Annotated in this window: 18 protein-coding genes and 1 other RNA gene; 7 read left to right on the plus strand and 12 right to left on the minus strand. The window is 38.6% G+C overall.

Annotated elements, in window-relative coordinates; genetic code table 11:
• Positions 1 to 7: 7 nt before the first annotated feature.
• From rpmI to CSEC_RS02640, 5 genes are all read left to right on the plus strand, one after another.
• Positions 8 to 202 carry a 50S ribosomal protein L35 gene (rpmI, locus tag CSEC_RS02620; protein WP_041016861.1) on the plus strand — a complete coding sequence of 65 codons (195 nt, stop codon included), beginning with the start codon at positions 8 to 10 and terminating at the stop codon, positions 200 to 202.
• Between the two features lie 25 nt (positions 203 to 227).
• Positions 228 to 584, plus strand: coding sequence for a 50S ribosomal protein L20 (rplT, locus tag CSEC_RS02625; RefSeq protein WP_041016862.1), 357 nt, complete (start codon positions 228 to 230; stop codon positions 582 to 584).
• A gap of 118 nt (positions 585 to 702) precedes the next feature.
• Positions 703 to 1,731 carry a phenylalanine--tRNA ligase subunit alpha gene (pheS, locus tag CSEC_RS02630; protein ID WP_041016863.1) on the plus strand — a complete coding sequence of 343 codons (1,029 nt, stop codon included), beginning with the start codon at positions 703 to 705 and terminating at the stop codon, positions 1,729 to 1,731.
• Positions 1,731 to 2,627 carry an RluA family pseudouridine synthase gene (locus CSEC_RS02635; RefSeq protein WP_053331709.1) on the plus strand — a complete coding sequence of 299 codons (897 nt, stop codon included), beginning with the start codon at positions 1,731 to 1,733 and terminating at the stop codon, positions 2,625 to 2,627. The genes pheS and CSEC_RS02635 overlap by 1 nt, the downstream gene beginning before the upstream one ends.
• Positions 2,624 to 3,703 carry a glycosyltransferase family 9 protein gene (locus CSEC_RS02640; protein WP_041016864.1) on the plus strand — a complete coding sequence of 360 codons (1,080 nt, stop codon included), beginning with the start codon at positions 2,624 to 2,626 and terminating at the stop codon, positions 3,701 to 3,703. Before CSEC_RS02635 ends, CSEC_RS02640 begins: the two co-directional genes overlap by 4 nt.
• 135 nt (positions 3,704 to 3,838) lie before the next feature.
• Here CSEC_RS02640 and CSEC_RS02645 read toward each other — a convergent pair whose 3' ends face one another.
• The gene (locus CSEC_RS02645; protein ID WP_053331783.1) at positions 3,839 to 4,975 is read right to left on the minus strand and encodes a phosphotransacetylase family protein; all 1,137 of its coding nucleotides are present in this window, start codon (positions 4,973 to 4,975) and stop codon (positions 3,839 to 3,841) included.
• 211 nt (positions 4,976 to 5,186) lie between these two features.
• Here CSEC_RS02645 and CSEC_RS02650 point away from each other — a divergent pair, with 211 nt between their 5' ends.
• Entirely contained in the window at positions 5,187 to 5,732 is a 546-nt protein-coding gene (locus CSEC_RS02650; RefSeq protein ID WP_041016865.1) for a CT584 family type III secretion system tip protein, read from the plus strand.
• 82 nt (positions 5,733 to 5,814) lie between these two features.
• Positions 5,815 to 5,914, plus strand: an RNA gene (gene ffs / locus CSEC_RS12945) — signal recognition particle sRNA small type.
• 218 nt (positions 5,915 to 6,132) lie between these two features.
• Here ffs and CSEC_RS12535 read toward each other — a convergent pair.
• The 11 genes from CSEC_RS12535 to CSEC_RS02700 all read right to left on the minus strand — a co-directional run bounded on the left by CSEC_RS12535 (position 6,133) and on the right by CSEC_RS02700 (position 22,761).
• A complete protein-coding gene (locus CSEC_RS12535) occupies positions 6,133 to 10,974 on the minus strand; it encodes a glycogen/starch synthase (RefSeq protein WP_053331710.1) in 4,842 nt (1,613 codons plus the stop codon).
• Between the two features lie 246 nt (positions 10,975 to 11,220).
• Entirely contained in the window at positions 11,221 to 11,397 is a 177-nt protein-coding gene (locus CSEC_RS13080) for a hypothetical protein (RefSeq protein WP_154017603.1), read from the minus strand.
• A gap of 170 nt (positions 11,398 to 11,567) precedes the next feature.
• Positions 11,568 to 12,551 (minus strand): class I SAM-dependent methyltransferase, encoded by a 984-nt coding sequence (locus tag CSEC_RS02660; protein WP_041016866.1) that lies wholly within the window; start codon positions 12,549 to 12,551, stop codon positions 11,568 to 11,570.
• Positions 12,552 to 12,631: 80 nt separating this feature from the next.
• The gene (locus CSEC_RS02665; protein WP_041016867.1) at positions 12,632 to 14,533 is read right to left on the minus strand and encodes an asparagine synthetase B family protein; all 1,902 of its coding nucleotides are present in this window, start codon (positions 14,531 to 14,533) and stop codon (positions 12,632 to 12,634) included.
• Positions 14,530 to 15,534, minus strand: a complete 1,005-nt coding sequence (gene hutG, locus CSEC_RS02670) for a formimidoylglutamase (RefSeq protein ID WP_154017604.1) — start codon at positions 15,532 to 15,534, stop codon at positions 14,530 to 14,532. Before hutG ends, CSEC_RS02665 begins: the two co-directional genes overlap by 4 nt.
• Complete coding sequence (locus CSEC_RS02675) at positions 15,531 to 17,390, minus strand: hypothetical protein (protein ID WP_041016869.1); 1,860 nt, start codon at positions 17,388 to 17,390, stop codon at positions 15,531 to 15,533. Before CSEC_RS02675 ends, hutG begins: the two co-directional genes overlap by 4 nt.
• Before the next feature lie 59 nt (positions 17,391 to 17,449).
• Positions 17,450 to 18,700 carry an imidazolonepropionase gene (hutI, locus tag CSEC_RS02680; protein ID WP_041016870.1) on the minus strand — a complete coding sequence of 417 codons (1,251 nt, stop codon included), beginning with the start codon at positions 18,698 to 18,700 and terminating at the stop codon, positions 17,450 to 17,452.
• Position 18,701: 1 nt separating this feature from the next.
• On the minus strand, positions 18,702 to 20,399 hold the full coding sequence (gene hutU / locus CSEC_RS02685; protein ID WP_041016871.1) for a urocanate hydratase: 1,698 nt from the start codon (positions 20,397 to 20,399) through the stop codon (positions 18,702 to 18,704).
• Between the two features lie 16 nt (positions 20,400 to 20,415).
• Positions 20,416 to 20,745 (minus strand): 4a-hydroxytetrahydrobiopterin dehydratase, encoded by a 330-nt coding sequence (locus tag CSEC_RS02690; RefSeq protein ID WP_041016872.1) that lies wholly within the window; start codon positions 20,743 to 20,745, stop codon positions 20,416 to 20,418.
• Between the two features lie 9 nt (positions 20,746 to 20,754).
• Entirely contained in the window at positions 20,755 to 22,248 is a 1,494-nt protein-coding gene (hutH, locus tag CSEC_RS02695) for a histidine ammonia-lyase (protein WP_041016873.1), read from the minus strand.
• A 69-nt stretch (positions 22,249 to 22,317) separates the two neighbouring features.
• Positions 22,318 to 22,761 carry a hypothetical protein gene (locus CSEC_RS02700; protein WP_041016874.1) on the minus strand — a complete coding sequence of 148 codons (444 nt, stop codon included), beginning with the start codon at positions 22,759 to 22,761 and terminating at the stop codon, positions 22,318 to 22,320.
• Positions 22,762 to 22,798 lie beyond the last annotated feature (37 nt).

Genomic DNA, 22,798 nt, shown 5'->3' on the forward strand with positions numbered 1-22,798 from the left:
ATCAGCAGTGCCTAAAATGAAGACTAGAAAGGCCGTTGCGGCCAGGTTCAGGGTAACCGGAACCGGAAAGTTAAAAAGACAACGCCCAGGCAAGCGCCACATACTGACAAAAAAAACGTCAAAGCGCAAAAGACAGTTGAGACAGCCAGCTTTAGTCTCTGAAGCTCAGCTCAAAACTTATAAGCGTGCAATGGGTGTTTAAACAGTAAGAATCATGGAGGAACCCGATGGTTAGAGTGACAAATGCTGTCGCAGCAAATCGTCGACGTAAACGCATTCTAAAAAGAGCTAAGGGTTTTTGGGGAGACCGTAAAAACCACCTTCGCATTACCAAAGAAGCTGTAATGCGAGCAATGGCTTATAATTATGCTCACAGAAAACTACGTAAAAGAGATTTTCGAAAACTCTGGATTACACGTATTTCAGTTGCAGCTAAGATTAATGGTGTTTCTTATAGCAAACTTATCCACGGCTTGAAAAAAGCAGGATGTGATTTGAATAGGAAAATTTTGGCCGATATGGCAATCAGAGATCCTGAAGCCTTTGCAGTAATTGCAACAAAAGCAAAAGCCGCTTTGGTTTAGAATGAAAAGTTGAGGCGGAGCTAAGGCTCCGCTTTTATATCGCCTAAATAACACAATAAAATTCTTCTCGGAATTATTATTCTTTCATTTTTCCATTTTTTACGCTTTGGAGTGACTCTTGCAGACGCACATTGAAACCATCCAAAAAGAATTCGAAGAAGATTTTAAAAACTGCTTCTCTTCAGCGACCCTTGAATCCCTTAAAATAAAATACCTTGGCAAAAAAGGCCCTATCCAAGACTTGATGAAAGGTCTTAAAGAAGCAAGCGGGGAAGATCGTCCCAAGCTTGGCAAATCGATTAATGACTTAAAAGTGTCTATTGAAGCAAAGCTTACCGAACTTGGCCGCTCTTTAATTGCAAGAGAAGAGCAGCAAAAGCTCTTAGCTGAAAAAATTGATGAAACGCTTCCCGGAAAAAAACGCTTTCAAGGGCGTAAACACCCGGTAAACGGCACTCTTGATGAAATCATCAATATCCTTATCGCCATGGGGTTTACAGTCGAACAAGGCCCGGATATTGATACCGATTACTATAATTTCGAAGTTTTAAATTTTCCTCCTGAGCATCCTGCTCGGGATATGCAAGATACGTTTTACATAAACAAGGAAGTGTTGCTTAGAACGCATACAAGCAACATTCAAGCGCGTGTGATGGAGTCTCAAAAGCCGCCCATCCGAATTATTGCGCCGGGCAAGTGTTTCCGTAATGAAGCAGTCACTTCAAGATCTCATGTGTTCTTCCATCAAGTGGAAGCGGTTTACATCGATAAAAATGTCTCTTTTTCTGATTTGATGGGAACTTTGACAGACTTCATGCAAAAGCTTTTTTATAAAGACATTAAAGTCCGTTTTTGGCCCAATTATTTCCCTTTTGTTGAGCCTGGGCTGCAAGTTGACATCCACTGCTTGAACTGCAAAGGTTCGGGCTGTACTCTTTGCAAGCATACGGGTTGGCTTGAAGTGGCAGGCGCCGGCATGATTCACCCCGAAGTTTTAAAAAATGGCGGTATTGATCCCGAGGAATACAGCGGCTTTGCATGGGGCCTTGGAATTGAAAGACTTGTGATGCTTAAAAACGGAATCAAAGACATTCGATTATTTACAGAAAACGACATTCGTTTTTTAAATCAGTTCTCGGCCATTTAATGCATAGATGGACAGTGACAAAAGAGGAAGCCGGCCTTTCTCTTCAGCAATTCTTGCAAAAGCACCTAAAGGGCCTTTTTTCGTTAAAGGAAATTAAATCAGGGCTGATGGGCTTAGCCTGCAAGCGGAATAAAAAAGTTGAGCGATTCGGCAGCGTTAAAGTCAATCAAGATGATCTTGTAGAATGGCTTGAAAAAGAAAAGAGCGAAAAGCAGAAAGCTATCTCTTTTGAAAAAGAGAGAATCCTCTTTGAGGATGACTTCTTTTTAGCCTATGACAAGCCCTCTTCTTGCTTAACGATGGAAAAGGGAATCTTAGAAGAAATCAATAAAAGCTATACAAAAGTTTTTCCTGTCCACCGTTTGGATAAAGACACCACAGGAGTTCTTCTTTTTGCTAAGACAGAAAAAACGGCAGCCTATCTTGAATCGCTTTTTCGAAAAAAGGAAATCCATAAAACCTATTTGGCTTTGGTTTCAGGTTTGCTTAAGAAAGATCAGGAATCAGTCCTTAATTATTTAGGAAAAACGGGTTCTTTTTCAGGTCAAACTATCTATGGGCCGCAGTCTTCAAAACTTGGAAAATTTGCTGAAACCGAATTTATAGTCGTTTCTCATGGAAAAGAACACACCCTGGTGAAATGCTTTCCAAAAACAGGACGAACCCATCAAATCAGATCGCATCTAAAAACGCTTGGACACCCTATAGTCGGAGATGTTCAATATGGATGGGAGGAATCTCTTCCTTTTAATGTGAGAAGAACTTTGCTTCATGCCTACTCCATTGAATTAACCCACCCTGACACGCATAAAAAAATTTGCATTGTCGCAAAAACTCCCTTGGATTTTAATGAAATGGAAATGCATCTTATAGGGAATCTTTGGAAAGAGAGATGAAATTTTTAATCGTCAAGCTTTCAGCTTTAGGGGATATCGTACAATCTCTTCCAACAGTTGAATACTTAAAAAAGCGATTCAAAAATTGCCATATCAGCTGGGTTGTCGATAAAAGGTGCGCCTCCCTTGTCAAATCCCATCCTTTGATTGACAAAGCCATTATCATCGATTTAAAAGCCTTGAAAAAGCAGCCTTTCTCACTAAACTCACTTTCTTATCTTAAAGAGATAAAAAAAGAGATTCAGGAAATCTGCTATGATTGCGTATTTGACCTTCAAGGGAATATAAAATCAGGTTTTTTGACCTATTTTGCAAAAGCAAAAGACAAAGCGGGCTTTTCTTGGGAATCCCTTGCAGAGTGGCCAAGCGGCCTTGCAACTACTACCAAAGTTAAAGTACCTAAAAAATTAAATGCTAAGTTGAGCTATTTAGAGCTATTAAGAGGCTATTTTCAAGATAAAGAGCCTTTTGAAGAAGGCGCTCTTAAACTTAAGTTATCAGACGATGAAGAAAAAAAGCTTAAGGCATTAGTCGATCAACTTTTTTCATCCGGCAAAAAAATTATCTTCGTTTGTGTTGGGTCCGCCTGGCCAAATAAAAAATTACCCGAATCCTCATTAACCTATCTCATCAATACGCTTTCAGAGCAGTGTAAAAACTGTCTTTTTGTCTTTGGCTCCGGAAACGATGAAGAGTTTGAAGAATCGTATAGAATCAGTAAGCAAATTAGCCAGGAAACTTTCGTTTTAGAAAAGCTATCCATCCCTCTTTTTCAACATTGTTTATTACGCTCAAGCGGTGTTATAGCGATGGATTCTTTTGCTCTTCATTTAGCCGGAGCTTCCAAAAAACCCACTTTTGGATTTTTTGGTGCTTCGCTTGGCGAAATCTATGCGCCGCCAATAAATGATAGCGCTTACTTTCAGGGGGAGTGCCCGTACGGCATAACCTTTGTTAAACGATGCCCAAAACTTCGAACTTGCAAGACAGGGGCTTGCTTAAGAGAGGTTCCAAAGACTATTCTTTTAGAATCCTTGCAAAAAACCCATTGGATTTCCGAAAACTTTAAGCCCTAATTTGCGGCCAAATCCCGCTTTATAATTTTGAAAATGCAAGAGGCGTAATTTACGCAGAGTGAAGCCAAACTCAAAAGTTGACCCTCGTCCGCCTAAAGGCATCTCTATTAGAGAGATTTCGTTCCCAATCCTCTTTTAAATCCGGATTTCTTCAAGGAGGTTTGAAGTTTTTGGAAGAATAAAGTTTAAGTCAATATGATCTTCAATGAGGTGAATGGCTTTTTCGATTTTCTCTGAATCGGCCATTTGAATTTTGGCCGTAAATGAAGTGATCATTTGCATGGCATCGTAGCTGCAAAGCGGCGCATAAAGGATCGGCATATCCACTTTTTTAAAAGCTTCCATATGCTCTTCCAAGGGCGGTTGCCGTCCTGTCAAAATTAGCCCTCCTTGATAATCCTTATGCCATTTCGTAATCTCTTCTTGGTGGCGCATTAAAGTGGCGTCGATAATATCTTTTCGGCTTGCCGGTGTAATAATCAGTTGATTTGGAAGAAGCTCTTCATAAAAGGCATCAACTGATCCTGCAACTAGCCTGACATTATCAAAATGCCTCATCCTATGCGATTCGCCCGAGAGAAGTTTTGTCTGAAAAAGGGTTTCAAAGTCTTGAATGGTGGGCTTACTTAAAAAAGGGTCGTAAGGAACAACACCGATAACCGGTATATTATGCTTGTTCAAGGCTTTGTTAATGTAGTATTCGATCATTTCCTTCTTTTCGCTTAGGACTTTATTGAGAATGACTCCCTTGACTTTAACATTCCAGGCTTTAAGCAAGGATAAATTTAAGGAAAGTTCATCAAAAGCAGAACCTAGACCTCCTGATGAGATAAGGATAATATCAAGTCCAAGTTTGCTTGCGACCCGAGCATTTGAAAGCTCAAGAATGGAACCGACGCCCACATGTCCTGTGCCTTCAACAAGTGTGAAGGAATGAGCTTGAGAGATGCGCTCATGGCATTCCACTATTTTATTCAATAGCAAATCGCTATCGATGCCCCCGTCTAAATAGAGTTTTGTAAAGCCTGATGGGATGATGACGGGGCTCATATCTTCCCATGAAGCACTAAGATCAAATTGCTTTTTAATTAAAACTACATCCTTATCAACTTTCACATTATCAATTGTGACATGCTGCTGACCGACAGGTTTTATGAAACCGACAGAAGGCAAGTGCTTTTTCAAAACAGCTGTCAAACCTAATGAAAGAGTGGTTTTTCCAACATGCTGTCCTGTCGCCGCTATAAAAAACCCTTTATTTTTGTCTGCCATGTTTTTTCCTTTCGAATTGTCCTTCAAATTATCGGGTTTACCGATTAAATTCTTGCCTTTTGCTCTCGCTTTTGAAAAGGCCTTTTTTTGTTGAGTTGATGTTACTCTTGCTGTAGACTTAATTCTTAATCTTAAATTTTCGATAAAACAAAAATTCCTTACCACAAAAATTTACATTCATTACAGATTCTTAAGAAAAAGGAATGAACTTATGCATCAAGAAGCTAAACACGTACAAATGACAGAAGAGCAAGTGAATCAACTTGGTCTTATGTTAAAAAGGCTTTTCTCTTTGCCGATTAAACGATCTACATTAAGGGAATTACATGGTATTTTAATGCGATTTGCAAGAGGAAACGAAGCTCAATTTAAGGACATGTTTGAAGCTTTTCTCCTAGGACAGCCTGTAAATCCTGCCAATAAAGACTTAAATACCCTTATCAAGGAATATTCTCCCCTTGTTAGACTTGCAAGAGAAGTTCATGATAGGGGAGAGTTTTTAGGATTTATCACTTCAGATATCCTATCTTTCCAGGACAATAAACCTGTTTTAAGCAATCTTTTTAGAAATATCGATGGGACAGAGACCCATTTTATTACCGATGTTCCTACCACTCTTCAAATGATTCTACACTTTGTAAACCGTATTCAGGAAATCGCTAAAAATGAGGCCGGGAAGGCTACTTTGAAAGAACAAAAAGAGGCGATTGCGCAACTAAAAATGTTTTCTGATAGCCTTCAGAAAGAAATTTCCTAAAAAGAATCTTGAATGTTAGAGGATTATTTTTTATAATAATCCTTCCTATTGAACTGTTTATCAGTTCATGGTCCAATTTTTTACCGGGGACCTCATGAGATAGGGCAGTCCGAACCAGGTCAGGACAGGAATGTAGCAGCCTTAAGGATGTCGTCTTATGTCTTGAGATAATCTCCGGTATTCTTTTTTTTTATACCCATTTCTCAAGAACCTCAGTTACCATAAACTGTAAGAAAATAGGTCTGATCTGTCCGGCCGAAGGCGAAGTTATGAACTTGGCCGAGGTGCTTAGCGTTTCAATTGGCAACTGAGAGGCTTGCTCATGCGGGATTTAAGGGGACAAGTTGGGTTTAAACCCTGCGAAGTAAGACCTCACATAGGAACAATCAACTCTATTAACTTATGTCGGAAGAGGTGAAGCGTTTTCTGAGATAAAAACATTAGATAAGGGTGGAACTTGTAGCTTATATCCAATAATTGTTCCGCTTCCATCTTTTAAGTATTCTAATTTTTTATTTGTTCGTCCTTTTCCGCCAAATTCCGTCTCATCCGAGTTAAATATTTCGTGAGGATGCCATTGGAGGTTAGGCAAGCCATGTTTTTTAAGAAATTCTTCTATAGATTTTTTTGATTGAAAGACCCATTTAAAAAATTCCTTTTTAAGGTTAGCGTCATTTTTGATTTTCTCAAAGAAATTCGGATAACGGCTTAGGCAGCTCAGCTTTTCGATTTCTTCAGAAGATAAGTCTTTGTTTGCATTGTCCCTTTTGTTCTTCTTCCCTTTTAAGGCTAAGATTTTCATTTTTTCCAAAATTTCTTTATTTTCAAAAAAGACCTTGAATTCTTCTACGTGCTCACTTGAAAAATTATGGAAGCATGCAATAGACTCGCCCTCATTACTTGTTCTGCGATAGGCGTGAATAATTTTTTGGGGATCATTTTTTTCAATCCAGGTTAAATCATTTGCATTGTCGTCATGCTGCCAAAAAGGCGTATAGGACTTATAAATCCTATTCAAGCGCTGAAGGGTCTTCTGGCTGTTGCTTTCTTTTTCGCCAAGCTTAAGATCCATTAAGCCTTTTTCTTTGCCGATGAATTCATCCCATCCTTGACTGAGTCCGCTATCGCAGCCCATAAACATTAATTTTTTACCTGGTGCGCTCATGATATAGCCAAAAAAAGCTCTTAAATTGGCAAACTTCTCTTCAACCGATAAGTTGGTGTTTTTTTCGAGGAGAGCGTTCAGTTTTATCGTTACCTCATCATGAGAAATTGCTAAAATCATTTTATGAAAAGTATCTTCGCTAACGGCGGTCGTAATTTTATGATAGTAACCTTTTCGCTCTGTTGGAGGCTTTGAAAAATATTCGAGCGAATTCTTCATCCAACCGATGTTCCATTTTTGATCAAACCCTAAACCTCCGCTAGCCATCGATTTTGTCGTTTCCATTTCTCCGGAATAGTCTTCTGCCATCATCATGACGCCTGGAAAGTCTCTATGGACAACAGTGTTCAGATCTTTTAAAAAACGACGGCTTGAATTCGAATCTTCACTAAGCAGCATGCACCTTACAGCATCCACACGCAAACCATCGATATGCATCTCTTTTAGCCAATAAATCGCGCTTGAAGTAAGAAAATTACGAATTGGTTTTTTTCCATAATCAAAAAAGTAAGTCCCCCAATCAAAGGCTAGGTTTCGAATGGAGAAAAGCAGGGCTAAGAAGGAGGGTTGATATTGGTTGCTTCCATCAAAATAGCTAAGGGCGTTGGGATCTTTTGCAAAATGAGCGGGAATCCAGTCAAGATATACGCCGATCTGATGATTGTGCAGTGTCTCAACTAAATATTTGAAATCCTCCGGTGTTCCCATGCGGCTTGTTGGACTAAAGAAGCCTGTGACTTGATAGCCCCATGATATTTCATTCGGATGCTCCAAAATTCCCATCAACTCAACGTGGGTATATCCCATTGTTTTACAGTGCTTTACAAGTTCCAAAGCAAATTCCCTGTAATTTAAGAATTCTCCATTTTTTTTCTTCCAGGTTAATGGGTGCACTTCATAGACACTTACCGGGGCAGGCTTGCCTGCATTTTCGACGCGGGATTGCATCCATTCTTGATCATTCCATTCATAAGCGCGATCAACGACAACAGAACAAAGAGGTTCACCCGGGATGGGATTTTGCAAGTGGCTTAAGCCTAAAGGATCTAATTTAATCTGGCCGTTCACAATAAATTGATAGTAAGTTCCAATACCTAAACCTGGAACAAAACCGGCCCAAGTTCCATTTTTTTCTTTACTTAGTTCGTATAGATGACTTTGATTTTCGGTTAAAATTTTAACTTGAACTGTTTTAGCTTGAGGGGCTTCAACAGCAAACTGAACGCCCTCTATATTAGCTCCGTCAGCTCCTGAAATGAAATGTGAGCCTAACTTTTCATAAGTTTTAGAATTTACTTTATAGCCGTAAGGAGAGGAAACGCGCCCTCGAACTTTTTCTGGAAGCGCTCTATACATTTTCTCTAATTTTTTAAAATTAAACTGATTATAAAAATAGGCGCTATAATTTTCTTCCAGCTTATCTGAATTAGATGCTCTATGATGCTGTATTAGGCTTGTATCTCGGATTTTGTCCATTTGAGAACAAATGTTGACCAGGGGTCTTTTGAGAGGATTTTTTCTTTGGATAGCGAATTTTTTTGCGTTTTCATAAACAAACCGATATTTTTCTATTGGAGAATAACCGGAAGGGGATGTGGACCAACTATATTTTCTACCCTCCTCGATGATTCGACGCACTAATCGACCTTTTTGTTCAGGCGTATAGTTTTTCCATGTAAGAAGAGCGGTTCGAATAGCTGTTTCCATGGAATTTTTTTCTTCTCGATTAAAAAGAAAACCATTGAATCTCTCGCTATTCTTCTCAGGCGGAATAATCGTATCTGAAAGTCCGCCGACTTTCGAACCTATGCTTAAGGATCCAAAAAGCCAACCTTCAAATTGAACAAGACCGCAAGGTTCAAATTTTGAGGGTATCAAGAGGAAATCGGATGCCCCTCTGACAAGAGAGCCGCAACCTTGCCTATCTTTATCTCCTTGTTGATAATGATAGCGGCCATTCGGATCTTTGAAGTCTCTTATAAAAAGAACATTTTCTTTGTATTTTATCTCAAGGTCATCAAGGATTTTTGAAGCTTTCTTATCTTCTAAAGAACCCATGACAATAAATTGTCCGCCGTTTTTTAAGGTTTCCTCTATGGCGCCTTCCAATTTATCTAAACCTTTTTGATAGGAATCAAAACGGCCGACATAGGTCACGATCGGTTTAGTAAAATCCACTTTCGCATGAGGAAAATTTTGGGCAGCCCATTTCTGTAGATGAGTTTTACAAAGCTCTTTTTTTTCTATAAGGGTTAAGTCGTCTTCATTCGGGCCATAGGTAAGATCAAAGGGTATTCCTGTCTCCGGGTCTTTCCAATTTTTTAGAAGGGCATCTTCTTCCGGATTCCAAGAATGAGGATTACTCCCATTAATAATGCCGGTTAATTTTCCGGCTTGCGCAGCTTCTCTTGCAGCAAAAGAAACGCCCTCGCCTCGGCTCATATCTTGACTTTCTATACCAAAGCTTTCAGAGACAGTTGTAATGGCATCTGACTTTTTTATAGCCTCCACAAAGAAATTAACATTCTCAGATGCAATCCCTGCTTGGATTAGGCCTTGGATAACAGGTTCATAATTATAGATCCCTTGTTCGAATCTTCCTTGAGCCATTCGACTATTATTGTGGTAAGTAAAAACAATAGGGGGATAATCTCTTTTTTCAGGCGAATCATTATGAAGCTTTAAAGCAACTCCGGCAACGTGCCAATCGTGGAGATGAATGACATCGGTTTTAAGTTCTTTAACAAAATCTGCTGCAAGTCCTGAAAAAACGGCAAATCTTTCCTTTGATGAAGCTTCGTCAGGTCCATAAATGCTCGGTCTTTGACCGCTTAAGATAAAAGAAGGATCTTCAATGAAATTGTATTCAATTCCGCCAAGTTCAATAGTATAAACCTTGTAAGGCTTATCCTTGCTGTTAAGATGGCTTGAGGGTTGAACTTGATTAATAGCCTTTTGTATTTCAGCCGGTAAAATATTAAATTTTGGGAAAATGAGGCGAACTTTGTTATCGGGATGCTGATTCTTCATGGCTTTTGCCATTCCCTCCAAAGCCTCAGCAAGCCCTCCTTCTTTTATAAGTCCCGTAAATTCCACTCCAATCATGGTCACATTGATGGGTTTATCTAAAATTTCAGAAGGGATTTCTTCTATTAATCGTTTAGCAGAAACCTTATAAACAGAAAAATCATCATGAACTTTATTGGAGAAATCGTCTAAAACTTTATCGATTTTTTGGATGTAAGCTTTCTTTTTTTGAATTTTTTGTGAAAGGTATTCGAGCGCTTTAGAAGGATCTAATCGAGAGGCGTCGTTTTCAAATTTTGAGAATTCTTCAAAATGGTCTTGCAATAACTCTTGGAGTTTTTTAGGAGTAAAATCTTTTTTTAATTTTTGCTTGATAACGTGTAGGTTAACAAGAGCTGAATAACCCTCTTTCTTTTTTAAATATAATTTATTTAATTGTTGAACAACATTCTGATTGTTCTCGTCAGTCATGCAAAAAGCTTTTTTTATTAAATCATCAAATGTTTCAATTTTTTTATTTAGTTTTTCCGGTTGTTTATTGCTGTAAATTTCAACGATATTATTTAAAATGTTTTTAAGTTTATTAAAAACTTTTTTATTTGATATTTGACTTTCTGAAAAGACTTCTTCGTTTTTTGATACTTCTTGTATTTGTTGAAGGATTTCGGTGTGGTCTTGCGCTTTGGCTATTTTAAATTGGCATTTAGTCGCGAAGAGATTTAATTTTCCTGCCGTTATAATAATAGGCAGCTCTTGATTCAAGGGGGGATTTGCCTTAGAAGTTCCGCAAAAACGAATACATTTTGCAGCGATAGTCTGAGTTTGTAAAAGACGGTTAATTGCTTTCGATTTTAATCCAAATAAAGACCTGACGAAATTAACTATTTTCAAAATTAATTTTTCAAATAGTGAAAGTTGTGTTTTTTTTAGAATCTCTAGTGTTATTTCCGGATTTGCTGCGGAGACATTGGTTATCGAGCGCTGCAATTCTTCGGTTCTTTCATTAACATGAAAGATTGAAGATATTTTACTATTATTTTCTATATTCATAATATTTAATTAAAAAATTTAAAAAAATATTATAAATAGTAACTCATTAAATATCAATAATTAGTTTGTCTAATATTTTTTTTCTATTACCGGTGGAAATTAGATTGAAAGAATGTGATAATCGAGAAATTGAAGATTTGACCGTTTATCAAATAAAAATTATAAAAATTGCTTTACAAAGTTAAAAATTTTATGAAACTACTTAAACAATCGGTGAGTTGTTTAACGTTTTAGGACCAAAGAAGGCTATCGGCCGATAATTGTCCCGGCACTATCGAAATTCTTTAATGCCGTCTTGTTTGAGATAATCTCAGGTATTCCCTGACTTACCTCAAACTGTAAGAAAATACGCCAGCCTTCCTCCTTTTCTGTCCCCCCTGAAATCTCAATGGGTAGAAGCTCATGGGAAAGTAGTTTTAGCATTATAAAGAAGCCCAGGAGAGGCTCATTTTTTTGATTACTTGGAAAAAACAGCCTTTTTCTAATCGAATCTCTACAATATTGAAAAGAAATCCAAGTTTCCTAATATTCTTTTGCTTAAGGTACGATCACCCGCCAGAATAATTTTTAAAATAATTATTATAGATAAACTCTTATTCCCAGATTTGTCGTTTTCCTTTTCTTTCAATTGTTTTGGGAAGATAGGGTTCTTCATCAAAAAGAAGTTTTCTTTTGGCTAAGATAATCGCATGGCTGACGGTGTTCTCGCTATTTAAGAATTTGGCAAGTTTCTCCAATTTTAAAAGAAGCCAATGATTTTGATCGATAGAAGAAGCAATGGGACTTGTTGCAAAAGAAATCAGTTTCCAAATGGGGCCAAGAAAAGAAGTGCTATTAAGCTGAAACCACTTTTTTAAAAGCCCGCTTCTTGACGAAAGGGCTTTTTTTCTAATTAAAGGGCTTTTAGAGGATTCATAAAAACGCTTTGGAGCTCTAAAAATGTCTTTTAGCTTGATATAATAGCTAAAATGACTAAGTTCCATTTTCTCAATTTCAAGCTCTGTTTTTGCCAATTCGATAAATTTTTGAAGAGCGTTTTCAGATCTAAAGTCAATAGGAGTTGAGATAAGGGTTTTAGCGTCTTTTTTCATGATTCTTGCGATCTCATTAAAAAATAGGCGGTATTCATCCGGTTTTAGATAGGCTAATAAATCAAGCGAGATTACAAGATCAAAGGCGTCATCTTCCAATGTGGTATTGGGCATGCAGTCATTTTTTGCAGCGAGAAAGTCTCCTTTATAATCCTCCATCAACTTCTTTAAAGCGATATTCGCACAATCAACTCCCAAAACTTCATAGCCTTCCTTTTCAAGGAGCCTCTTTGCAAAAACTCCTTCTCCGCAGCCTAGATCTACTGCCTTGATTTTATCATGTGATTTTTTAGGCTCTAAAAAATTTAGAGACCTATTAATTCTCTCCCTTTCTTTAGCATTTCTTAAGGGATTAAACATTTGTGGATCCGTTCTCCAAAGCGTCTCGAAATGACCTTCCACTTCCCTCCGTTTACTGATTTTATCGGGTTTTCTTGGAGGTTCGGAATGTTCGATTTCAATGATGGAAAGAGGGTGTCGTTTCATTAAAAAGCAACAATTGGGTTAAGAGTTTTTATAAGCTAGATAAAAGATTCATCCATTTAGAAACAAGGAAAAAGGAAAGGCTATAATTCCAAGAGGAGGGTTTTTACATCAATATCCACAGGCTCAAATTGCATTTGCTTATTCAGAAAAAGCCTAAACCAAACTTCCAATACTAAAATAGCGAAGAGATACTTAAAGTTTTCTGTGATAGCTCTATCATTTTGCGTAATCTTTCTCATCCAATCCTCTGAAAGAATCCCGGTTTCTACAAGGGTCCCTTTTCGTAAGAGAGGAATAAGTTCGATAAAGTTGGAGCGTACCCCCCAGGAAGCCAAAAAGTTTTCCCTGGTTTTCTTTGGTCTATTAATAAACGATTCTTTAAAAATACCTTTCATTAGCTCCTTAAGTATGGAGCCATTTTCACTCTCTTTGATAAAATCAGGCTCTTCCAGGCTGGCCAAGTATTCAAAAAGAGCTCGGTCTAAAAAAGGAGTTTGCCAAAGAAGGCCCTCACTTGATGTCATGCGTTCGTATTGGAAGACATAGTTATCGGCAAGCCTTGTTTTTACATCAAAGTAGAGGAATGAAGAAAGATTCGACCGGATTCGATTTAGATTATAAAATTTATGTAGAAAAACTTCAGGGTCAAATAGCTTGGCTAGAAAGGGAGAAGCTTGATGGATTGTTTTCTCATCAAAAAGGGCATTTTGATTTAGATATTCAATCTGCCAGGGGTTCGTCCGTGCTTTTTTTAAGAATTTATAAGAGAGCTTCTTATTAAAAAATCCAATTAGGGGAAGAATTAGATTCATCATAGGTCTTGGTAAAGCATAAAACCTTTCAAATAAACCGACATCTCCTTCTTCGACGTCATATCTTGAATGCAAAGCAAAAAGCTCATCGCTGCCCATTCCTGAAAAGACACATGAGACTTCTTTTGACGCTAATTTTGCAAGCCTATAGGTGGCAACGATATTGGGATCGCCAATCGGTTCATCTAAATTCCAAATGATTTTTGGGAAATGATTTAAAAAAGTTTCCGCTGTGATCCACTCAATATTTTGGGGGATCATAAGGTTCTCAGCAACCCCTGCCGCAGCTTTTACATCTTCATCGGTTTCCCCTTGAAAGCCAACAGTAAACGCTTTTAAGGGTTTGGGCTTGATGACTTTATCTACATAATAGGCAGCAGAACCAGACCCAAGGCCTCCCGAGAGAAAACAACCGATGCTGCTTCCCCCTTTCGGAATTCTTTTTTCCGTAGAAAGAAGGAGGCTTTTATCGACAGTATCTAAGATCACTTTCTTTGGCTTAATGAGAGACCTCTGAAAAAAGGAACTGTAGGACCAATAGGTTTCGATCGACTTGCTGTTATTAAAATTAAAGAGCAAATAATGGCTTGGCAAAAGCTTATTAATGTCTTTTACGGGCGTTAAGTCCTGAGGAAGGTAGCCAAAATAAAAATAGGAAGCTATGGCTTCAAGCGCCGGGGTATGCGGCACAAGTCCGGGCGATAAAAGAGCCTTTAAACGTGTGCCAAAAACAAAAGTTTTCCCATCATGATACCAATATAAACTTTTTTTTCCGATGCGGTCTCTTGCTAAAACGAGCCTTTTTTTATAGTAATCGGCAATCAAAAGGGCAAAACCGCCATCAAGCTTATCTAAAAAATTTAGGCCATAGTGCTCATAAGCTCTTAGTATAAGTTCAGAGGGGTTGTCAGAGTGAAAGTGAAACCCTTTAGATAAGAGGTCTTGTTTTAATTCATCATAGTTATAAAGCTGACCGTCAAAAATGGCGCTAATGGTCTTTTTTTCGTTGAAGGAGATAGGGGTTCCAACACTTCCGATTTGTATTTGCTTATGAGTATAGAATTGAACGTTTAATTCTAGGTTGCTTTTAATGGCCTTAAGCATAGGGTTGATTTGTTCTTCCACCTGAAAGACGTCGGGATAGGAAATGCCAGCAAAACCTCCGCTCATTCTTTCTCCTTAGGGGAAAGCGCGTTTAGCATCTCAAGGCTTAAAAGAGCTGCAAGCTTGGCTGTCCGATCCTCTTGATCAAAAGCCGGGTTTAATTCGGCGATATCAAACCCAACGAGTTTTTTAGACTCCGCCAATTTTCTAAGCAAAGGAATGATATGCCAGGGATGGATGCCTAATACTTGAGGGGCACTGACACCAGGCGCAATAGCTGCTTGAAAGACATCAAGACATATCGTGACATAAATTTTTGAAGAAAATTCGAGATACTTTTCAATTAAAGGAAGACCTGCTTCATAGCCTTTAAGGAAAAAATCATCGCTTTTTACATAGTCCGCTTGAAACTCTTTAGCTTGTTCAAAAAGAAAATGAGTATTGCTAAACGACTGAATGCCAAGACAGAGGTAACGGAAGGGAAGGTCTCTTTTCTTTAAGTTTAAAGCAATTTGTCTAAATGAAGTTCCGGAAGTTCCTTTCTCTAAATGATTTAAATGTCTTAAGTCGAAGTGCGCATCAAAATTGATGATGGTGATTGCCTCGTTCGGATAAGCTTTGATCAAACCTTGATAGAAAGCCCAGCTTAATTCATGGCCTCCGCCAATGGCAAAAGGTGTAAAGCCGCTACGGATAATTTTTTCCAAGGCAAACCCGAAAGCTTCTTGAGTCATTTCTAAGTCATTGTCAATAGCCGAAATATCCCCAAAATCCACCAATTTATTTTGTAAATTGAGGGGAAGGGCAAGATTGGCAAAGCTTTTTCGAAAGGCAGACGGTCCATCGAAGGCGCCGGCTCTTCCTAAATTTCGTTTAACCCCTTCATCAGATCTAAGGCCAAGAAGTCCAAAGTTCTGAGACTTAGCGGCATTTTTTTGTCTTAGATCCATGAGAGTTATATTTTCATAGACTCTATCCCCCGGAGGGTTATCTCTACGTCCAACCCATAGAGTGAGAGCAGGAGGAGAATACCGGCTTAACCATTCATTTCCTTTCACACTAGTCACTCTTTCTTTTCCTTTAGCCCATCAATTAGGGCGGTAATGGCAATTAAACTAAGCAGGGGGCTTTCTGCTAAAGAAAGCAGATGATGGCTGATCTTGTCAAAAAAATCTTCTAAGGAGGAGACTTTTGCAATAAGTTTAATAACAGGGGAGGGTCCCTGATTTTTAAAAAGAACACACAGTCTTTTTTTCAATTCTTGCTGATTCAAAAGAGCTTCAGGAATTATCGGGATCGTTCGATTAGAAAAAATCGGCTCTCCATTTTGAAAAAGTAAATGATTTAAAATAAGGATGCCATTGAATCCTAGAGCACCCATACTATAGATCCTCTTTATTTCTTTTTCTAAAATTTCAGCAAGGGTGGTTTTTCCGCTTTTGACCAATTTACCTGTTAATTTTTTTAAAAGTAAGCTTGCATCTCCAAGTTCTAGAAGATTTGTCATAAGCGCTTCTATTTGATTTCCAATTTCATTCGAAAAATCTTTGTCGTTCGCTTCAAAAATCGAACGAGGGATCGTTGGTTCTCCTTCCGTATTTAGAGAGAAATCCACCATCAATAAACGATACAGTAAAAAAAGAAAAAGTTCAGGACAGATTAATTCATTTAGTGTTAAAAGAAAAGGAGTCGTCAGAAGTTCTGCAAGCAAGCTAAATTCTTCACTAAAAATTTGGTTGTAAAGCTCACTTAGCTTTTCTCCGATTAAAAGAAGCTGATCTTCTTTAGTAAAAAGAGGGGAAACGCAAGCTTTAATCCCTTTTTGACTCAGTAATTCACTCATTTTCTCAGCAAGCAACTTCTCTTTCTCAGATGGAAGAAAATCCTCTTGCTTGCCCAACTTCTTTTGCTCTCCAGGTTTATTGAGCTTAAAGCCTTTGGTATTTTTCGAGTGGTATTTGTGAGCATCGATGTAACAGTTTAAAAAAGCGCTTAATTGACCTAAAGCAGATAAAAGGAAGCTTTTGTCTCTTTTTGCGAATTCGTTTGGGAGAGGGAAAAAATAATTTTGTATAAACTCAGGAAGCCTGAGATTAATTTTTGCAATAAGCCTTTGTGTTGAAACTTGTGATAGGTTTGAATCAGGACACATCCGAAGGTAATATTTAAAAATAAAATTTTGAAAAAACTCAGATATTTTATTCGCTTTTTTTATTCTAATACGAATAGCTTCACACCCGATTGGATCGTTATTATCATTTTTCATTTGATAAAGAGTCTTAAAAATATCACATTCTTCCAAGTCTTCTTCTTGAAGTGCTGAAAGGGATTCTTCTATTTCCTTATCTTTAAAAGCGCTTTTTTCTAAGGGTTCCTCAAGAGTTGGCGGAGACTCATCAACGCTTCCTAAGGACGGGACTTCTTCTGCTTGAGGGTGAAATTCTTTTTCAGATTCAATAAGCGATGGGTTAACAGCTGTTGATCCAAACCCTTCTCTTTCGATTTCCTCTCTAGTCTTCATGGCTTCCCAATCTGAAAATTTATTTTTTTTGGGAGGAAGGACGGCATGGGGGGAAATACCGCTAAAGAAAATACCGATTAACTTATTGTGAAAAGAATTTAAAGCATGATCACTTGAAATAATCGCATTAAATTCCTCTTTTTTTACTCTTTCACTTAAGAAAGTTCGATGTTTAATTAGAGTTCTCTTTGAATTGGACTTTAATTTAGCAAAATAGCTAACCGCTATTTCAAGAATAAGAAGATCTCGTTCAGCGGATTGAATACTAAACCCTGAGTCTTTTGCAAAAGGAAGCCGGCAGTTAGATAAAGCCTTTTTAATAGCTTTTCTATCGGGTATTTTGTAATCATCAATAAAAGAATAGTTAGAAAAAGTTGTGACTTGTTGAAGAGGTTGCGACATAAAATAAAGGGGGTATAGTTTTAAAACTTATAGCAAGGCATTAAGGCTTTTTTAAGCAATCAAAATTTATCTTTGGAAAAGACTTGAGTGCCTTTTATATAGGTAGCAGAAGGTTTTAAGCTTCCCTGGTAATAGAAAATATCTCGATAATCGCTTGTTTCAAAAATGGTAAAATCAGCCTTGTATCCGGTTTTAAGAATGCCGCAATCTTTTAAAGAAAGAGCGTGAGAGGCTCTTGATGTTATGGCAGCTAGCGTTTCAGAGATGGTTAATTTTTCAAAAGCGCCAAAGATCGCCGCTTCCGCAAGCAGGTTTCCCATCGGGGCAGAGCCTGGATTCCAATCAGAGGCGATCACAAGAGGCATGCCAAGATCTAAAATTTTTCTTCCTTTTGTAAACGCCATTCCAAGGCCAATTGAAGCGCCGGGAAGAGCAACCGGGATGACACCCGCCTCTTTTAATTCCAATAAATCTTTTTCGCTTGAGGCTTCTAAATGATCGGCGCTGATGGCTTTGGTTATTTTTGCAACGTTCGAGCCGCCCGGATGAAATTGATCGGCATGAACCACAACTTCAAACCCTAAGGTCTTTGCGAAATTTAAATAGAAAATGCTTTCTTCAACTTCAAAGGCTCCATTTTCGACAAAAATATCAACGCGTTTCGCTAAGTTTTTTTCTTTCACTAAAGGAAGAACTTTTTTCATTAGAAAATCAAGATAGGCTTTGCTAGATGAAAATTCGGGTGGGCAGATATGGGCTGCAAGACAAGTGGAGATGATAGTTAAGGGGCTTTTTAGACTAGCTTCTTTAATGGCTTCGAGCTGTTTAATCTCATCGTTAAGCGTAAGCCCATAACCGCTTTTTATTTCCAATGAAGTTATTCCTTGTGAGATCACCTCTTCCAATCGCTTATTTAAGGAAACGATAAGCTCTTCTTTTGAGGCAGCTCTTGTCTTTTTAACTGTGTCTAATATCCCGCCCCCTGCTTTTGCGATTTCTAGATAGCTCATCGAAGAGACTCGTTTTGCATAATCAGAAACCCTTGATCCCGCAAAGCAAAGATGCGTATGGCAATCTATAAATCCCGGAACGGCAATGGCCGGAAAAGGAAGATGCGAGATGGAGCCATTAACCTTTTTTTTTAGATCTTCAAAAGGACCAACTTCTAGAATAATCCCATTTTCAAGAAGGATACCGCCTTCTTTGACAATCGGCACACTTTGATCCTTTAAAGGGCCTTCCAAAGGAAGACCCTCCATCGTAACGACTTCTTTAAAAGGTCCAATTAAGGATTGAGCGGTTTCTTTCAATTTAAGAAATTCCTTTTTTGATTCGTTTTTGCAAGTCTATGGGATGCTTTTCCATGGCCGCTTTGGCTTCATCGTAACCTGCTTCATAGTGTCTAATAACGCCTAGGGCGGGATCATTATTTAAAACTCTAGCAAGCGCTTTTTCTTGTGTTTCCGACCCGTCTGCTACAATTACCATCCCAGCATGTTGGGAAAAGCCCATTCCAACCCCTCCGCCATGATGAAAAGAGACCCAGGTGGCGCCGCTTGCTGTATTAGTTAAAGCATTTAAAAGAGGCCAGTCGGATATGGCATCTGAACCGTCTTTCATATTTTCTGTTTCTCGATAAGGAGAGGCGACAGAGCCTGCGTCTAGATGATCCCTTCCAATCACAATCGGGGCTTTTACCTTTCCTTCACGGACAAGTTGATTAAAAAGTAAACCTGCTTTTTTTCGATCACCCATCCCAAGCCAGCAAATTCTTGCAGGCAGCCCTTGAAACGCTATTTTTTCTTTCGCGTTCTTTAACCATTCGGTTAAGTGCTCATCCTCTTTAAATAATTCTAAAAGGGCCTCGTCTGTTACCGCAATATCCTCAGGATCGCCCGATAATGCCACCCATCTAAAAGGACCCTTCCCTTCACAGAAAAGAGGTCTTATGTATTCAGGAACAAATCCCGGAATATTGAAAGCTTCTTTTTCCCCGCCCTCAAAGGCAAAGTTTCTGATGTTGTTGCCATAATCAAAAACAACGGTCCCCATTTTTTGCATTTTTAGAAGCGCTTTTACATGTAAAGCCATACTTTTTAAAGAAGCTTCTCGATATTTTTTAGGATCGCTTTCTCTTAATCGCTTGGCTTCATTTAAATCTAGGCCCTGGGGTATATACCCATTGATAGGATCATGAGCCGAGGTTTGATCGGTGGCTGCATCCGGAATTATATGGTCTTTCAACAGTTTTTCCAATAGATCAACAGCGTTCATTTCAATACCGATGGAAAGAGGCTTTTCAGACTTTTTATGGTCTAAGGCCAAAGCGATCGCTTCTTCATAATTTTTGGCAAAAACGTCTAAGTATCTTGTTTTTAGCCTTTTTTCAATTCTGCTTTTATCGACATCGGCGGCAAGACAGACCCCTTTATTTAAAGTGACAGCAAGTGGCTGCGCTCCACCCATTCCTCCAAGGCCAGCTGTGACAACAAGCTTTCCTCTTAAAGAGCCGCCAAATTTTTGTTTTGCAAGCTCGGCAAAGGTTTCATAGGTTCCCTGGACAATCCCTTGCGTGCCGATATAAATCCAGCTGCCGGCTGTCATTTGCCCATACATGATGAGCCCTTTATCCTTAAGCTTAAAAAAGTTATCCCAGGTTGCCCATGCGGGGACGAGGTTGCTATTTGCAAGAAGCACTTTTGGCGCTAAGGGATGGGTTGGCAAAATTCCGACCGGCCTCCCGGATTGTATGAGAAGGGTTTCATCGTCTTCTAAAACAAGAAGAGCTTTGATGATGTTTTCAAGGTCTTTTCGGCTTCTTGCGGCTTGTCCATTCCCGCCATAGACAATAAGCTCGGACGGGTTTTCTGCCACTTCTTCATCTAAATTATTTAAAAGCATACGAAGGGGAGCTTCTGTCAGCCAGCTTTTTGCATGAAGCGTAGCTCCTCTTGGCGCTTTGTAGCAGGGGTGGTTCGCATACGTTTTAAAAAAAGCGTCGATATCCATTTATATCATCAATTATTTAAGGGGTTACGGCGTCATATTTAGCTGCCAGATAGAAGTCGTTTTTGGTAAGCCCTTGGGCCTTATGAGTCCAAATTTTTAGAGACACTTTGCCATAGGTTAGAAAAATGTCCGGATGATGGTTTTCTGTTTCTGCAATATCTCCAATCATTTTGACAAAGTCTAAGGCCGTTTTAAAATCAGGAAAACGATAGTGTCTTTCAAGGTATTCGCCATTTTTGATTTTCCATTCCTTATCAAGACCTTCTAAAAAGATTTTTTGTTCCTCCAATTCTAAGGTAGGAGTGTTCTTATTGCAGGGTTCACAGGATTTTTTTGCTAAAGCCATGCCAGCCTCTTATAATTTGTTAATAAAGATAAGTCCTTTTTGGACATCTTCTGAAATAATTCTATCACCTGTTAAAGGTGTAACTTCCTCTCGAATGAGATCAAAGGTTTTTTTAGTTCCTTTACCAAGCTTATGGCTTAACTTTCCAAGCGTAATCGCTTGAGCGGCAGATATAGCCTCCAATACGAGGGCGACTTTGACATTATAAACAATTTGCTTAAGCTTTCTTGCACTCGTCATCCCCATAGAGACATGGTCTTCAATCCCGCCATTTCCGGGAATGGAGTCTACACTTGCCGGGGAACTTAAGACTTTATTTTCATTAACAAGACTTGCGCTTAAATACTGAAACCCCATGTATCCCGACTCAAGTCCCGGGTTAATGGCAAGAAAAGGGGTGAGGCCGCTAAAATGAGGATTTAGTAAAAGCTCAAGTCTTCTTTCCGAAATGCTTGCAAATTCTGAAACTGCAATAGCTGCCGTATCAAAGCTTATGGCCAAAGGCTCTCCATGAAAGTTTCCGCCGCTTAGGATGAGGCCTTCTTTAGAGAAAACAAGAGGGTTGTCTGTTGAGGCATTTAATTCCCTTTCTACAATTGTTTTACAAAAATTCAGGAAATCAAAAGAAGCGCCATGCACTTGAGGGGCGCATCTTAAAGAGTAAGGGTCTTGAAGGAATCTTCGCTTTGTTTTTTTTGAAAGAAGTGAAGATCCTTGAAGCTGCCCTAATATATCTTTTGCGGACTCAATCTGCCCTATTTGTTTTCTTGCTTTATGGATTAAGGGATTTAACTCATCGACATTGCCTCTTAAAGCTTCAAAAGAAAGGGCGGCCACTTTGTTGGCTTTAAAAAAAAGTTCTAGAGCTTCATATAGAGCTAAAGAGCCGACAGATAACATGGCTTGTGTGCCATTAATAAGGCCAAGACCCTCCTTTTCTTTTAAAACATAAGGTTTTAATCCCTTTTTTTTAAGAGCCGCTTTTGCTTCTATCTTTTTTCCATCAAGAAAGACAGAGCCTTCTCCAATAAGGCTTAAACCTAAATGGGCGAGCGGCGCTAAATCGCCGCTTGCGCCAACCGATCCTTTTTCAGGTATAAGAGGGATAATTTCTGAATGATAGAGATCTTTTAAAGCAAGACAGAGCTCGCTTGAAACGCCGGTGTGGCCATTAAGAAGTGTAAAAAGCCTAAGGGAGAGTAAAAGGCGCGACTCTTCAGCGCTTAAGGGGTTCCCAAACCCTGTAGCATGGCTTCTGATAATATTAACCTGAAGCTTTTTTAATTCTTTGCCCGGGATGGAAATAGAGGCATTGACTCCAAAGCCGGTATTGATGCCATAAACGGGTTTATTTTCAGCTACTTTTTTTTCAACCAAGGATCTGCTTTCAGACACCCTTCTTAAAGCTTCTTTATTTATAGATAGAATCGTCTTTGAAGCTAATTTTTTTGCAATCTCTAGAGTAAGAGGTTCTTTGCCAAGTTCTATGTTTTCTTTTCCCATCATATTTTCCAAAAAAAAATTGAATGATAGAGAATTTCTCGTAAATCGCAAGGAAAAAAGTAAGAAGCTTTAAATTTTTATAGCTGTTATGGCCATACCCGGATGAATAAAAAAGCCTCCAAGAAGCTTTAAAAGGTCTAAAGCAAAAGCGATCGGCCTTACCATCAAGTTTACAATATAAAAGAGATTTGAGGTTATACGTCCAAGCATGTCTTCTCGAGCATCTTCCGAGAAAAGAAAATTTAATAAGTCCAAGCAAAGGGTGGCTAAATGAATCACAATCGTGATGACATGTTTAACTAGTCTAAAAGGTTCTCTAACAAGCAATTTGCCGGCATGGACGAGGCAAATGGCTCTGCCTCTCCAAGAGGAGAAGGAGTTGTACTTCACCAAATTATTTGTTGCAAGAGGTCTTGAAAAGATTCTTTCACATTGTATGAGAGCTTCTTCAAAATCAAAAACAAAGTCTCTCTGTAATGCATCTTGCTTGATGTGATCATTTTCACAAATCATTAGCCGGACTCCTAAAGAATTTTTAGAATAAAGAGAG

Source organism: Criblamydia sequanensis CRIB-18 (genome assembly GCF_000750955.1).
Taxonomy (GTDB): domain Bacteria; phylum Chlamydiota; class Chlamydiia; order Chlamydiales; family Criblamydiaceae; genus Criblamydia; species Criblamydia sequanensis.